General features: G+C 41.0%; 15 protein-coding genes. 10 read left to right on the top strand and 5 right to left on the bottom strand.

Features of this window, described 5'->3' with window-relative positions:
- The first annotated feature begins 46 nt into the window (after nucleotides 1-46).
- The 5 genes from RG608_RS09315 (at nucleotide 47) to RG608_RS09295 (ending at nucleotide 3,713) form a co-directional block, all read left to right on the top strand.
- Nucleotides 47-937, top strand: a complete 891-nt coding sequence (locus RG608_RS09315; RefSeq protein ID WP_268687157.1) for a hypothetical protein — start codon at nucleotides 47-49, stop codon at nucleotides 935-937.
- A 52-nt stretch (nucleotides 938-989) separates the two neighbouring features.
- A complete protein-coding gene (locus RG608_RS09310) occupies nucleotides 990-2,024 on the top strand; it encodes a SepM family pheromone-processing serine protease (protein WP_223338084.1) in 1,035 nt (344 codons plus the stop codon).
- Between the two features lie 197 nt (nucleotides 2,025-2,221).
- The gene (locus RG608_RS09305; protein ID WP_268687158.1) at nucleotides 2,222-2,818 is read left to right on the top strand and encodes a DUF3796 domain-containing protein; all 597 of its coding nucleotides are present in this window, start codon (nucleotides 2,222-2,224) and stop codon (nucleotides 2,816-2,818) included.
- Nucleotides 2,819-2,820: 2 nt separating this feature from the next.
- Nucleotides 2,821-3,045: a helix-turn-helix transcriptional regulator gene (locus RG608_RS09300; protein WP_002894155.1), complete on the top strand. Its 225-nt coding sequence runs from the start codon at nucleotides 2,821-2,823 to the stop codon at nucleotides 3,043-3,045.
- Between the two features lie 149 nt (nucleotides 3,046-3,194).
- On the top strand, nucleotides 3,195-3,713 hold the full coding sequence (locus RG608_RS09295; RefSeq protein WP_173306647.1) for an AAA family ATPase: 519 nt from the start codon (nucleotides 3,195-3,197) through the stop codon (nucleotides 3,711-3,713).
- A gap of 311 nt (nucleotides 3,714-4,024) precedes the next feature.
- Here RG608_RS09295 and cadX read toward each other — a convergent pair whose 3' ends face one another.
- The gene (gene cadX, locus RG608_RS09290) at nucleotides 4,025-4,363 is read right to left on the bottom strand and encodes a Cd(II)/Zn(II)-sensing metalloregulatory transcriptional regulator CadX (RefSeq protein ID WP_003032337.1); all 339 of its coding nucleotides are present in this window, start codon (nucleotides 4,361-4,363) and stop codon (nucleotides 4,025-4,027) included.
- Between the two features lie 11 nt (nucleotides 4,364-4,374).
- Entirely contained in the window at nucleotides 4,375-4,989 is a 615-nt protein-coding gene (locus tag RG608_RS09285) for a CadD family cadmium resistance transporter (RefSeq protein ID WP_308946891.1), read from the bottom strand.
- A 28-nt stretch (nucleotides 4,990-5,017) separates the two neighbouring features.
- Between RG608_RS09285 and RG608_RS09280 the strand changes: the two genes are divergently transcribed.
- Nucleotides 5,018-5,191: a hypothetical protein gene (locus RG608_RS09280; protein WP_002894150.1), complete on the top strand. Its 174-nt coding sequence runs from the start codon at nucleotides 5,018-5,020 to the stop codon at nucleotides 5,189-5,191.
- 90 nt (nucleotides 5,192-5,281) lie between these two features.
- Here the strand turns inward: RG608_RS09280 and rpmG are convergent, their stop codons facing one another.
- Nucleotides 5,282-5,431 (bottom strand): 50S ribosomal protein L33, encoded by a 150-nt coding sequence (gene rpmG, locus RG608_RS09275; RefSeq protein ID WP_001265622.1) that lies wholly within the window; start codon nucleotides 5,429-5,431, stop codon nucleotides 5,282-5,284.
- Nucleotides 5,432-5,446: 15 nt separating this feature from the next.
- Nucleotides 5,447-5,629 carry a 50S ribosomal protein L32 gene (rpmF, locus tag RG608_RS09270; protein WP_002894148.1) on the bottom strand — a complete coding sequence of 61 codons (183 nt, stop codon included), beginning with the start codon at nucleotides 5,627-5,629 and terminating at the stop codon, nucleotides 5,447-5,449.
- A 255-nt stretch (nucleotides 5,630-5,884) separates the two neighbouring features.
- Here rpmF and ilvD point away from each other — a divergent pair, with 255 nt between their 5' ends.
- Nucleotides 5,885-7,588, top strand: a complete 1,704-nt coding sequence (gene ilvD / locus RG608_RS09265; protein WP_268687160.1) for a dihydroxy-acid dehydratase — start codon at nucleotides 5,885-5,887, stop codon at nucleotides 7,586-7,588.
- Nucleotides 7,589-7,663: 75 nt separating this feature from the next.
- Here ilvD and RG608_RS09260 read toward each other — a convergent pair whose 3' ends face one another.
- Nucleotides 7,664-8,005: a metal-sulfur cluster assembly factor gene (locus RG608_RS09260; RefSeq protein WP_002899327.1), complete on the bottom strand. Its 342-nt coding sequence runs from the start codon at nucleotides 8,003-8,005 to the stop codon at nucleotides 7,664-7,666.
- A gap of 180 nt (nucleotides 8,006-8,185) precedes the next feature.
- Here RG608_RS09260 and hisS point away from each other — a divergent pair, with 180 nt between their 5' ends.
- The 3 genes from hisS to esaA all read left to right on the top strand — a co-directional run bounded on the left by hisS (nucleotide 8,186) and on the right by esaA (nucleotide 13,082).
- Nucleotides 8,186-9,466, top strand: a complete 1,281-nt coding sequence (gene hisS / locus RG608_RS09255) for a histidine--tRNA ligase (protein WP_268687161.1) — start codon at nucleotides 8,186-8,188, stop codon at nucleotides 9,464-9,466.
- Nucleotides 9,467-9,632: 166 nt separating this feature from the next.
- Nucleotides 9,633-9,920, top strand: a complete 288-nt coding sequence (locus RG608_RS09250; RefSeq protein WP_125402618.1) for a WXG100 family type VII secretion target — start codon at nucleotides 9,633-9,635, stop codon at nucleotides 9,918-9,920.
- Nucleotides 9,921-10,142: 222 nt separating this feature from the next.
- Nucleotides 10,143-13,082, top strand: coding sequence for a type VII secretion protein EsaA (gene esaA / locus RG608_RS09245; RefSeq protein WP_308946887.1), 2,940 nt, complete (start codon nucleotides 10,143-10,145; stop codon nucleotides 13,080-13,082).
- The last annotated feature ends 1 nt before the right edge of the window (nucleotide 13,083 follow it).

Below are 13,083 nucleotides of genomic sequence, written 5' to 3'. Positions count from 1 at the left end.
TTTATGAAAAAATTAGAAAGGGTTTTAGGATTTAGGATAATGAACGATGAATGATGTAAAAGTAACAAGGGTTTTCAGAGAAGCTTGGGTTTTTGTTACAGAGTATTATTTTGTTTGGCTGAAAGGCCTTTTGCTGGTCGGAATCCCGCTTGCAACACTGGCTTGGTTTCTTTTTCCGCTGGTTTCGAGTTGGTCTTACCGGTCCATTTTAGTCTTGACTTGTTTAGCTTTTATAATTGCTTTCGGTTTTGCTTATGTCAATAAATTTGCCTTGACAGTGATACGAAATCCGCAGATGGTTAAGCTCTATTTTGGCTATGCGGTTTGGTATAGTATCTCAGATGGCTTGCTTACTCGCCTCTTTTATTCCTTCATTGTCAGTGCAGTTCAGGTTCTGATTCTATACATGGGTTGGTCGGCAATCGGCATCAATCTTGGGGTGGCTAGTCTCTTTGCCTTTTATCGAAGGGCAGTAAGTCCAGAGGCCATTGTGATTTTCCAGTTTCTTTTTCCTTTCTTGTTCATGGTCTTTTACCTGCTCTTCACTTATCTGGTTGATTCGCACTTCTTTTTGCTGTCCTATATCATTCAGGATACTAGCTCCAGAGACAATCTAGCCAAGCCGCTTTCTTTTTATGGCTGTCTGAGAAAGTCAGTCCTGCTGATGAAGGAGCGCAGAGGTCGTTATGTTCTGCTCAGCTTTTTTCTAGCTTCTTTTGGTGGGCTGATTGGCTTGGGGACTCATCTCCTGATGGATCTGATAAGGCAGTATATTGGTCCCTTGCTGGGTGAGCTAGATGAGTTACTTGGTCTGATCCAGATGATTCCTGTCCTGGTTTTCAGTAGCTTTTACTGTGTATTTGTTCTGGCTGTGCGGACTGTTTTTGCCAACGCCCTGATGGAAAATGACACAGAGGTGGTGGATTTTGGTGATTAATTCAGGAAGTCGAAAGTCCAGACAATAACTTTATAGAAACAAGAGGAAGGATATGAAATCCGTAACAAGAATTTTAATAACTGCTTTGGTGCTAACTGGGATTGGCTTTATCCCCCTGCCTTATCAAGTGGAGACCTTGAGACCGGCTTTGAATGCCAAAGACTTTGTCCAAGTTCAAGGAGGAACTAGTCAAGGAAAAGGTCAAATCTATGTCATGGCTGTCGGTGTTTCCGATGCCCGAGTGTTCAGTCTCTTTTTGACTTTGCTGCCTAATTACAGGCTGGAAACAGAGTATGTCTCTGTACCTGAAAACTATTTTGATAAGGAGAAGGGACGGGAAGAGCGAGAGAACAGCACTATGGGGTCTTCCCATCTCAATGCCTTGCAGGTAGCTTATCAAGCAGCTGGTCGTACTGTTGAGATTAGACATAAAGAGATTTTTGTGGATGCTGTCAGCCAAGAGACGCCGTTAGCTCAGGAGCTGCAGAAAGGTGATGTGATTTTAAAGATTGACAATCAGAGTTACACTAGCCCATACGATATTGTCGATCAGACGGAGCAGCGGCCAGTTGGCGATGTGGTATCAATTGAGTACAGCCGTAATGGTGTAATCGGTTTGGCTAGCGGTCCTGTGATTGTGGATGAGACAACTGGTAAGCCTGGTTTGGGGATTGCATTGGGTTCTAAAGCCAGTGTTGCCATGAATCCTCTGACGAAGTTTAAGAGCAACGGTGTAGCAGGTCCCTCTGGTGGACTCATGTTCAGTTTGGAGCTGTACAATCAGCTCGTGTCTGAAGACATTACCAAAGGAAAAGCTATTGCTGGTACTGGAACGATTGACCACAAGGGAAATGTTGGCCGGATTGGCGGGATAGAGATGAAGGTCATGGCTGCAGATAAGGCAGGCGCTGAGATTTTCTTTGTTCCTGATGATACCATTGACGCTGATATTGCCCAGTACAATCCCAAGTTGCGCTCTAACTACCATGAGGCACTTCGTGCTTCTATCAAAATCAAGAGTAAAATGAAAATCGTCCCTGTCAAAACCTTCAACGAAGCTTTGAACTATCTCAGAGAGATGGAATAAGAGACTTTACTACTCTATGAGTAGTCAATAGAAACAAAAGCTCCTGCTAGTTATTTATCTGGCGAGGGCTTTTATGATAGAATTTTTTCAAATAATTGCCACCTTGGCACATAAATTCTTGCTTTCCAAATTGAAGTGTGATATATTTATAACATAAAGAGTGTTAAATATTTCTAACATAAGGAAAGGAGTCTATCATGAAAAAAAGTCAAAAAACGGGTGGCCTCATTACGATGATCGCCGCAGCTCTCTTTATTGATTTTACTGTTTTATTTGGTTCCAATCTTAGTTGGGGACCCAAGTTGATTATTCTCGGTATTTCAGTGTTAGGTCAGATTGTAGCTATTTGGGGCTGGCTGCACATGAAACCATGGCCTCATAAGAGTCAGAAAGGTAAGGGAAAGACTATTTTTGACTTGTCTGCTAAGCTATACACGATGCTTTTGTTTGCAGCAACCATTTTTTATACAGTAGGAATTTGGGTTGCAACCCCAAGCGAAGGATCCAGTATTAAGGAATGGATTTTGGGAGTTGGCCTCGTTATTGAAGCGATTGTATTTGGTTTTTTCTCTTTGAAAAATGTCAAGGAAACTCCAGACGAACGCTTTTATGCTAATTTAGCTAAGGCAGCTAGCTTGATGTTTGTCTTTATACTAGGCGCACTGATGATCCTAGCAGTTATCATTGGGTACATGGGTTCTCTCACTCTCTACATGGGCCAGATCTTTATTAGCATAGCTGCCTTGATTTGCATCTTTGCAGTTGTCTATCTTATCTTGGAGCGGAGAGGATAACCATGGCCAAAGAAAGCAAGATTATCACTAATCTCAAATCCGTTCGCGAATCCATGGGCATGACCCAGCAGGAGCTAGCCGACCGCATCGGCATGCGGCGCGAGACAATTCTGCACTTGGAAAATAACCGCTACAACCCTTCGCTGGAAATGGCTCTCAAAATTGCTCAAGTTTTTAACCTTAAAGTGGAAGATCTCTTTGAACTCAGACAGAAAGAGGAGGCATAATTCTTTTCGAGACCTGCTAGTGACATAAACCAGAATACTCTAGACAGTTTGCTGCTTAGAGTATTCAATTTGTATATGAATCATCGTTTTTATCTTTTTCCAAAAAATGCTATAATATGAGCAAGTATGTAGAGTATAGAGGTATTAGGTTGGAAAATTGTGTTTATATCATTTCGGGTCCTCCAGGTGTTGGAAAAAGCAGTGTCAGTAAAGAATTAGCCTATTCTTTTGACAAGAGTGCTGTGATAGAAGGCGACATGATTTATTTAATGGTTAAAAGCGGCTTAGTAGCACCTTGGGAAGACGATGGCTACTACATGGATTTATTCTGGGACAATATCATTAGTCTTACCAGCAATTTACTTAATAGAAGCATGACTATCATCATAGACTATGTCATATTCGAGGAACAAATCAAAAAAATTACAGATTTTTTAAAGGCCAGACAAACAAGATTAAAATACTGTGTATTGCTGGCAGAAGAAGAAAAGCTTAAAGAAAGGGACCTATCCAGAAATGAAATAGAAAGAACGGGTGACTTATCAATCAAATCTAGAAAAGAGTTTCTAGCTAAAAATATTACTCAGGAGCATTTCCTTTATACGGATCAGTTAGATATCAGAGAAACTGTGAATCTCATAAAAACAGAAGATCGATTTTTTGTTTAAGAACGAATAAAAGAAAAAAAGCCTTTGAAATACTGATTTCAAAGGCTTTTCTTTATCTCAATTATTTCACTTCTATCTACAGTTTCTAAATCTCTAAATATAATAGAGCTGAAGCAGTGGTAAAACAAATCATCAACAAACTTGGTAATATCTTAGAAAATAATTTCTTTATAGTCCAAGTCGGTTTGCTTTAAATTATACTTTTTTCTTAAACATTTGCTACGAGTAGGTCTTTCTTGTGAGTAATTTTCATCAAAAAATTTCATAGATAAGTCCTATATATAATCATGGAAAAGTAGTAAAAATAGTTGTTATCCTAGTTGATTAAAAAAATCTCTGATTTCCTCATCTTTTATAAAATAATATATAATTTTCCCATCTCTTCTAGTGTCCAAGATGTTTTGATTGGCTAGTTTACGAAGATGGTGGGAGGCAGATGCCATACTGAGATTTAGTAAACAGGCTATATCGCAGACACAGAGTTCTTCAACAACAAGGAGATAAAAGATGATATTTATCTGTTTATTATCGGTAAACTTTGATAAAATGCGAAGTGATTTTTGGACTTTTTCCTTTTCAAGGTAGTTCGTTGCGGTTGTAACATTTTGTTGATTTATAACATTCACTTGGCAGATACTATCTTTTTTCATAATATTTTCTCCTAGCTTAACACAGTCCATAGCATGTTAAAACTGTTGTTTTCAATCAGGATATATATCCCCAATCCTAAATAAACAACGGCAATAAACCATCTGCTATATTTTTCCAAGGTTTCTCCAATAGAAGGGACTTGTGCCAATTTTTGGGCAGAAAAAACCAAGAGATAAATCATGACTAGAAAGGTAAATAAAGCTACTATCAAATTCGCTAAATTTAAGGTAGTAAAATATGGGACAAAAACACCAATATTGTCAGCGCCACAACTTGCAAAAGTAATCATAGCGACTAGAAAAATCAGGTTTTTATTGTCTTTTCGCAAACCATCTTTTGCAATAGCTTCTCCATCAGAATCTCCTAAAAGCAAAACTTTGAGGCCTAGGAAAATTGGAATCAAACCGAGTAAACCTAAAATCTCTTTACTAGGAATATAATTTAATACAAATGCAAAAAGCAAACTTAGGAATATTAGACTAACAGAGCCTAGAAATTGTCCTAAATAGATGTTAATGATGTCCTTTCTGCTTTTTCGTTTGGCAAAAAATAACATTAGGATAATAAGTAAGTCTACGGCTGTCCCAGAATACAGGATTATTGAAGTAACAATATTTTGAACCATAAAACACCTCATTCAAATATATTTTTGAATGTATTTTAACATTAAACTTTGTAGATGTCAACTTCAGCTCCATCAAAATATAGATAAGAAGGTAGTGTACCAAATATTAAAAAGCCCTGCCATCGAAATTATAGCAGGGCTTAACTTCAATATCCAGATGATATATTTATCTAAAAAAGGTAGAGAAAAAGGTAGAGTTTGAATTGAAATACAGTGCAATATATCGCATTTGGCAAAAAGAAAAAACGCTTGAAATCAGCGTTTTTCTTCTGTATTGATTCGTATTGAATGCTTACTTCACTTCTGTAAACACAACGTGCTTGCGAAGTTTTGGTGAGTATTTCTTCAATTGAAGACGGTCTGGTGTGTTGCGTTTGTTTTTAGAAGTAAGGTACAAGCGTTCACCAGATTCTTTGTGTTCAAGTGTAATATTTACGCGCATGGTAGCTCCCTTCTATTATTCTGCTGCAGCAGCTTTGGCGATCTTACGGCCCTTGTAGTATCCTTTAAGGGATACACGGTGAGAGCGTGAGTAATCACCAGTAGTTTCGTCAAAAGTTACAGTTGGAGCTGTTACTTTGTAGTGAGTGCGGCGTTTGTTTTTCTTCGCTTTGGAAGTGCGACGTGCAGGTACTGCCATTGTTTGTTTCTCCTTTTAGTTTGTGAATTCGATTCAATTTGATGTTTTACATCAACTTTAACAGTATAACAAAACTTTTTTGTAAAGTAAAGTTACTTGACAGATTTTTTTCTTCTTTTTGCTTGATAGGAAAAAGTTTCAAATTCGCCTCTATATTTTTCCAATCTTCTGAAAATTTAAAAATTTTCCTCTGTAAAATATAGCCTAAGTGTGGTATAATAAAGCACAAAGATTACTGTAATGAAAGGGAAAGCTATGACAGATAAGGATATTCGTCACAGAAGTAAGATTTATGACAGTATGGTTAAATCTCCTAACCGTGCCATGCTTCGCGCGACGGGGATGACTGACAAAGATTTTGAAACGCCTATTGTTGGGGTGATTTCCACTTGGGCAGAAAATACACCTTGTAACATCCACTTGCATGACTTGGGCAAGCTAGCCAAGGAAGGCATCAAAGCAGAGGGCGCTTGGCCTGTTCAGTACGGGACTATTACGGTTGCGGACGGGATTGCCATGGGAACGCCAGGTATGCGCTTCTCTCTGACCTCACGCGACATCATCGCAGACTCCATCGAGGCTGCAATGGGTGGGCATAATGTGGATGCCTTTGTAGCTATCGGGGGCTGTGATAAAAATATGCCTGGCTCCATGATTGCCATTGCTAATATGGATATTCCTGCTGTCTTTGCCTACGGCGGAACGATTGCGCCGGGGAATCTGGACGGCAAGGATATTGACTTGGTTTCTGTCTTTGAAGGAATTGGGAAATGGAACCATGGTGACTTGACAGCTGAGGAAGTGCGCCGCATTGAGTGTAATGCATGCCCTGGTCCTGGTGGCTGTGGCGGTATGTATACGGCCAACACTATGGCGACGGCTATTGAAGTTCTGGGCATGAGCCTGCCAGGCTCTTCTTCTCACCCAGCTGAGTCCAAGGACAAGCAAGAGGATATCGAAGCAGCTGGTCGTGCTGTTGTGAAAATGCTGAAAATGGGGCTGAAGCCGTCTGATATTTTGACACGTGAAGCCTTTGAAGATGCAATCACAGTGACCATGGCTCTGGGTGGTTCTACAAATGCTACTCTGCACTTGCTGGCCATGGCGCACGCGGCCAATGTTGAGCTGACGCTTGATGACTTTAATGTCATTCAAGAGAAAGTGCCACATTTGGCTGACTTGAAACCGTCAGGTCAGTATGTCTTCCAAGACCTTTATGAGGTTGGTGGAGTGCCGGCTGTGATGAAATATCTCTTGGCGAACGGCTTCCTGCATGGCGACCGCATTACTTGTACAGGTAAAACGGTGGCAGAGAATCTGGCAGAATTTGCTGATCTGACACCAGGTCAAAAGGTCATCATGCCGCTTGAAAATCCAAAACGTGCAGACGGTCCGCTTATCATCTTGCATGGTAATCTGGCCCCAGATGGTGCTGTTGCTAAGGTTTCTGGTGTTAAAGTACGCCGTCACGTCGGACCAGCCAAGGTCTTTGACTCAGAAGAAGCCGCTATTGATGCGGTACTGGCTGATGAAGTAGTCGATGGCGATGTGGTTGTAGTTCGCTATGTTGGACCAAAAGGTGGCCCTGGTATGCCAGAAATGCTGTCACTTTCTTCTATCATCGTAGGGAAAGGTCAAGGAGACAAGGTAGCCCTTCTGACTGATGGTCGCTTCTCAGGCGGTACTTACGGCTTGGTTGTTGGACACATTGCTCCAGAAGCCCAGGATGGTGGCCCGATTGCCTATCTCCGTACAGGCGATATGGTCACGGTTGACCAAGATACCAAGGAAATTACTATGGCTGTCTCTGACGAAGAGCTGGCGAAACGTAAGGCAGAAACGACTATTCCACCGCTTTATAGTCGCGGGGTACTTGGTAAATATGCTCATATGGTATCCTCTGCCGCTAAAGGTGCTGTTACTGACTTCTGGAAACCAGAAGAAACAGGTAAGAAATAGCCTATATATGACAAAAGAACCCGCTAGTTTTTCTAGCGGGTTTGATATTTTTATATAGAAGAACTTAACACTTTCTTATCTAGGACTGATCCCCAAGGCAATACGTCCGAAGCGGCTGATACGGGTGATTTTCCAAGCAGGAGACCAAGTAACCTCAACAGAGGCACTTTCAATCTCATCTATTTTTTTAAGAGAGTCCATAATGGCGATGGGTAGACTCTCAGCACAATCACAGGCTGTATCGGTAAAGGTCATAACAACCTTACAGTGGCCGTTTTCGTCTAAGTTGATTTCATAAATCAGCCCTAAGTTATAGACATCCAGCTCTACATCCGGATCGTAAATACGCTCGAGCTTCTCCACCAATTTATCCTGAATTGCAGCTGCTCGGTCATTGATTTTGATATCGTCTCTCATGGCTATCCCCTTCTATCTGAGTTGAATTGTTTTTATTTTCTCACAATTCTGACTTTTTTTCAAGCTATTTTGGAACATGAAAACGGATTTAGTTCTTCCAAACGAAAAATCCCTTTCGGGCTCCTCAAAATGGCGGACTTATGATAGAATATAAGTACTAAAGAAGGCGGAGGTCAGAAGATGAAATTACAAAAACCTAAAGGAACTCAGGACATTCTTCCTCAGGAATCAGCCAAGTGGCAGTATGTAGAAGACTTTGCCCGCAAGACATTTAAAAAATACAATTACGGCGAAATCCGCACGCCGATTTTTGAGCACTATGAAGTCATCAGCCGCTCGGTCGGGGATACGACAGACATAGTAACCAAGGAAATGTATGACTTTTATGACAAGGGCGACCGCCATATCACTCTGCGTCCAGAGGGAACAGCACCCGTGGTGCGTTCTTATGTGGAGAATAAGCTTTTTGCTCCTGAAGTGCAAAAGCCTGTCAAAGTCTACTATATGGGCTCTATGTTCCGCTATGAGCGGCCTCAGGCTGGCCGTCTGCGGGAATTTCACCAGATTGGAGCAGAGTGTTTTGGCTCTAGCAATCCTGCTACAGATGTGGAAATGATTGCCATGGCTGCTCAATTTTTCAAGGATATTGGTATTACCAATGTTAGCTTGGAGCTTAACTCGCTGGGGAATCCTGAGAGCAGAGCTGCTTACCGTCAGGCCTTGATTGATTATCTGACCCCACTGAAGGCTAGCCTTTCAGCAGATAGCCAACGTCGCTTGGAGGAGAATCCGCTGCGCGTGCTGGATTCTAAGGAACCCGAAGACAAGGTGGCAGTAGAAGGTGCGCCGTCTATTCTGGACTATTTGGATGAGGAGAGCAGTGCTTACTTTGAGGCTGTTCGCTCTATGCTGGAGACCTTGCAGATTCCTTATATTATCAATACCAACATGGTTCGTGGGCTAGACTACTATAATCACACAATTTTCGAGTTTACGACAGAGGTAGCTGGCAGTCAACTGACCATTTGTGCTGGCGGCCGTTATGATGGGCTAGTTGCTTACTTTGGCGGACCTGAAACACCAGGTGTTGGCTTTGGTATGGGCTTGGAACGTTTGCTTCTCGTACTTGACAAGCAAGGAGTAGAGCTGCCGATTGAAACCGCTCTGGATGTTTATGTAGCTGTTTTAGGACCTGGTGCCAATGGCAGAGCTTTGGAGTTAGTGCAGGCTCTCCGCGCACAGGGTTTTGCAGCAGAGAGGGATTATCTTGACCGCAAGCTCAAGGCTCAGTTTAAGTCGGCTGATATCTTTAAAGCCAAAACTCTTATCACCTTGGGTGAAAGCGAAGTGGAGAGCGGTCAGGTGACTGTTAAGAACAATCATAATCGTGAGGAGATTACTGTTAGCCTAGACCAAATCCAAGAAAACTATCAGCTTATTTTTGAGAAATTGGGGTTTTAAAGACTTGAGTCTAACAGGCGAAAACGTTATAGTATCAAATGATTGGACGAAGTAGGTTGACAATGTGTCAATATATTTTTGAAAAAAATTTAGAAAAAACTTGAAACCTAAAGTCATTGTTGATATAATGTTTTTGTCATATAAATTTGCTAAAGGAGAAACAACTATGGCACGAATTAAATTAACTCCAGAAGATTTACGCACATCTGCGCAAAGATACACTGAAGGTTCTGACAATGTAACTCAAGTTTTGACCACCCTGACTAATGAACAGGCAAATATTGCTGATAACTGGGATGGTTCTGCATTTGACAGCTTTGAAGCACAATTCAACGCATTGTCTCCAAAAATCAAAGAATTTGCACAATTGCTCCAAGATATCAATGCTCAGTTGATTAAAGTTGCTGACATCGTTGAGCAAACTGACCAAGATATCGCTGCACAAATTCGCTAATTTTGTTATAACGGCTTTAGGAAGGCGAGAGCCTTCCTATTTTTGTAAAGATTAAAAATGAAAAAATGGCGGTTGCTTTCATATCAAATAAGAAAACTGCTACAATGTCAAGACAAGCTCTAACAATCTGGATCAGTATATGAATTAGAATGTTAGGGCTATCTGTGTCTTTTTGAGTGCTCCTTATGTAAAAAATAAATGAAGAAAAAAGAAAAAGTATCCATGGGAAATAAAAAATTATTTAAATATATAGGAAATGTTGTTTTAGTGATTGTCTTGCTTGCTGCAGTAGTGATGCTGAATGTTGCAGTGCAGAAGAATACAAGCAGCGCTAGAGACAGCAAGATTAAAACGGATCAAAAAACTAAACTGAATGTCGCGGTCGTCAATGAAGATCGGGCTGTTAAGGTTGACAAGAAAGAGTATAATCTTGGAGCTAGCTATGTCAAAAATCTAGAACGGGATGATTCTCAAAACTGGTATATTGTGACGCGTGGAGCTGCAGATGCTGGCCTGGAAAATGGCAAATATCAACTGGTCGTGACCATTCCAAGTGACTTTTCGGAAAAAGTGCTAGATGTCAATGCTATCAGTGCAGATCGGACAATCGTCACTTATAAGGTCAATGCTGCGGGAAATCAGCAGATTGAAAATGAGGCCAACAGTCTGGCTAAGGATATTATCGCGGATTTGAATAGCCAGTTGGTTGATATGTATATGGCTAGCATCCTGAGCAATCTTTATACAGCCCAGCAAAATGTGCAGGCTAGTTCAGAGGTCCAAATCACTAATATTGGCAATTACAGAACTAACTTGTTGGAGTCTGCCATTGGCTCTAAGAATATCTTCCCAACGTTGGTTAGTATGTCTGCCTCATCTGTCGAAGCCAATAACTCTCTGAAGACGACTCTGGAAACTTATGCGAAGGCTTTCGATGACTTAGATAACTCCCAGGCGACTTATGGAAAGAACTTTGATAGCCTTCTCAAACAGCGTATTAGCGATCAAACAAGTTATGAAGAATTCATGACCCAGCTAATTGAGATGGATCACCAACTTTTAGAAGAAGAAACAGGAAAGCTTTATGAAAGTTTGAGTTTATCACAACAAAATTTGACTGCGCATCTTGGAGAAGCAAAAAAACAATCAGATGATGGTTCAGACGATGACAGTAATCAGCCAAATCAAAATCAGTCGGATAATGTTAGCAAGCAATTAGAGCAGTTGGAAGCCGCCTTGAAGGCAGAGCGTGGGCAATTAGATGTTCATAAACAGCAGATTCAGGGCTTTGTTGATAGTAAATTAAGATCCTACTATGGTGTTGAAGAAGGTAAGCCTATTACTCTTAGCGCAGTTTTTGGAGATGCTTTAACAAGCTATGAAGCATCCTTAAAAAACCAAATAGCTGAAACAGTAAAAACTTTGCCAGCTTTTCCAATAACAGAGGTCAAATACGGATTGTCAGTCCCTGCAATTGACTATTCTACTATTTCGCAATTTGGAACGCCGCAAGGAAATGGAGCTGCTGATTTAGCAAATCTTGCAGCGATTGCAGATCAAGCGGCTAGTTCTGCTAGCGGTCAGGTCAATGCTCAGACTGGTAGCAAGGCTACAGTATCAGTTCAACCGCCAGCAGGTGTAACGGTTCAAACTATTACTTACAATAGTGAACCTGTAACAAATGGTCAGGAAATTACTTTAGCTGAAAATGCTAAGTTTACTGTTCAATTTAGTGTGGATAATGCTGCGGCAGCTAGCTCAGTTGATAGTTCCATTGACATTTCTCTGAATGGCATTACAGCTACGAGCGTGCCCGTGAATGTACAGGCTGCGCAGAAAGCAGCTGCAGACTACGGAGCAAAGGTTCAAGAGATTGCGTCTAATTACCAACGAGCTGAGTCTTTAATCCAGGCTTATGATTCTTTTGTTGAGTTAAAAAATAAAGATATGTCTGAATCCCTATCTACCCTTTTGATAAATGCCATTAACTCTAATCTGGATAATTATCAGAGTAGCTTGTCTAAATCTAACGATGGCAAGACTCAAGGGGTTAAAGAAACCTTGGATGAAACGATTAGTAACTTGAAGAACAAGATTGAAGATATCAAAGGAACTAATTCTGAACTTGCAACAGAGATTGATAAACAACTCAAACTTTACGACGATGTGCAAAAGAAGTTGAAAGGTATCTCGACTTCTCGAGAAACCTCATCAAAAGCATTTCAAAAGACAGACACCGATTTGTCATCTCTGAATTCAGAATTCTCATCCTTGCTGTCTTCGACTTCTGGTGTTAAGTCCTCTTCACAGACCAATGTGCAGGCAGCTGATAGTGTCAACCAGATCTTCAGCAGTTTCAATCGTGAGCTGGAAAATGCGCAAGGAACAACAGAGAAACTGTCTGCGAATGCTGAAAGCTTGATGGGGCAATTCAATAAGGAATTGGAAGATAATGGTAACTTTGTGGAATCTTTTGTCAAGGTTCTTAACAATGCCTATGAGAATGGGGTTCCTAATGAAGTATTGTTGGACTTCTTATCGAATCCAGTTGCTCAGTCTTCTTCATCTGTCAAAGCGACTGTCAATGTTTACCGTCCATTTACTTGGATTCTCTTGCTGGAGATTGTCAGTCTCTTTACGGCCTATCTCTTTGCAACGCAAAATATTGTGCGCAAGGTTAAAGACCGCTTTAAGCTTAATAAACTACAAGATACAGATATTACGACTGTGGGCATCCTAGGCTTCCTGTCTCTGACGATTGGTCTGATCATTGGGATTGTCTCCAGCATGCAGCTTCACATCGGCAAGGAATATGTGCCGTCTTGGGTCTTGCTGATTGTGGTTGCTAGCTTTGTCTTGATTCAGGGGCAGTATTTGATTCTCAAGCACTTGCGCGTGATGGGTATGGGCTTAGCCTTCTTCATGATTATTAGCTTTGTCTACCTGTCTAATGCTATTGGTACAACAGCTAGTTTGACTGGCTTCCCAGCCTTTATCAAGAGCTTGAATGCCTTGTCAGTGCTAGAAGGCATGCTGTCAGGTTACTTTGATGGCAAGACCGCTGGCTTCTTTGCCATCTTTGGTCTGATTGTCTTGCTGGCTCTGCTGGTTGCAGCTAATATCTTTATCAAGACTAGAACATTAAAAACTGAGGAAGTTTAAA

The sequence above is a fragment of the Streptococcus sp. IsoGale022 genome (assembly GCF_031142805.1).
In the GTDB taxonomy this organism is placed as follows: domain Bacteria; phylum Bacillota; class Bacilli; order Lactobacillales; family Streptococcaceae; genus Streptococcus; species Streptococcus sanguinis_A.
Note: the sequence above shows the minus strand (reverse complement) of the source record. Positions and strands in the feature narration are given on the sequence as shown.

Coding starts and splice junctions, on each gene's coding strand:
- RG608_RS09280 (WP_002894150.1), top strand. CDS start 5,018: ATGTATTTTAACATTAAACTTTGTAGATGTCAACTTCAGCTCCATCAA.
- RG608_RS09300 (WP_002894155.1), top strand. CDS start 2,821: ATGGCCAAAGAAAGCAAGATTATCACTAATCTCAAATCCGTTCGCGAA.
- rpmG (WP_001265622.1), bottom strand. CDS start 5,431: ATGCGCGTAAATATTACACTTGAACACAAAGAATCTGGTGAACGCTTG.
- RG608_RS09315 (WP_268687157.1), top strand. CDS start 47: ATGAATGATGTAAAAGTAACAAGGGTTTTCAGAGAAGCTTGGGTTTTT.
- RG608_RS09285 (WP_308946891.1), bottom strand. CDS start 4,989: ATGGTTCAAAATATTGTTACTTCAATAATCCTGTATTCTGGGACAGCC.
- esaA (WP_308946887.1), top strand. CDS start 10,143: ATGGGAAATAAAAAATTATTTAAATATATAGGAAATGTTGTTTTAGTG.
- RG608_RS09310 (WP_223338084.1), top strand. CDS start 990: ATGAAATCCGTAACAAGAATTTTAATAACTGCTTTGGTGCTAACTGGG.
- RG608_RS09305 (WP_268687158.1), top strand. CDS start 2,222: ATGAAAAAAAGTCAAAAAACGGGTGGCCTCATTACGATGATCGCCGCA.
- RG608_RS09260 (WP_002899327.1), bottom strand. CDS start 8,005: ATGAGAGACGATATCAAAATCAATGACCGAGCAGCTGCAATTCAGGAT.
- rpmF (WP_002894148.1), bottom strand. CDS start 5,629: ATGGCAGTACCTGCACGTCGCACTTCCAAAGCGAAGAAAAACAAACGC.
- RG608_RS09250 (WP_125402618.1), top strand. CDS start 9,633: ATGGCACGAATTAAATTAACTCCAGAAGATTTACGCACATCTGCGCAA.
- ilvD (WP_268687160.1), top strand. CDS start 5,885: ATGACAGATAAGGATATTCGTCACAGAAGTAAGATTTATGACAGTATG.
- hisS (WP_268687161.1), top strand. CDS start 8,186: ATGAAATTACAAAAACCTAAAGGAACTCAGGACATTCTTCCTCAGGAA.
- cadX (WP_003032337.1), bottom strand. CDS start 4,363: ATGAAAAAAGATAGTATCTGCCAAGTGAATGTTATAAATCAACAAAAT.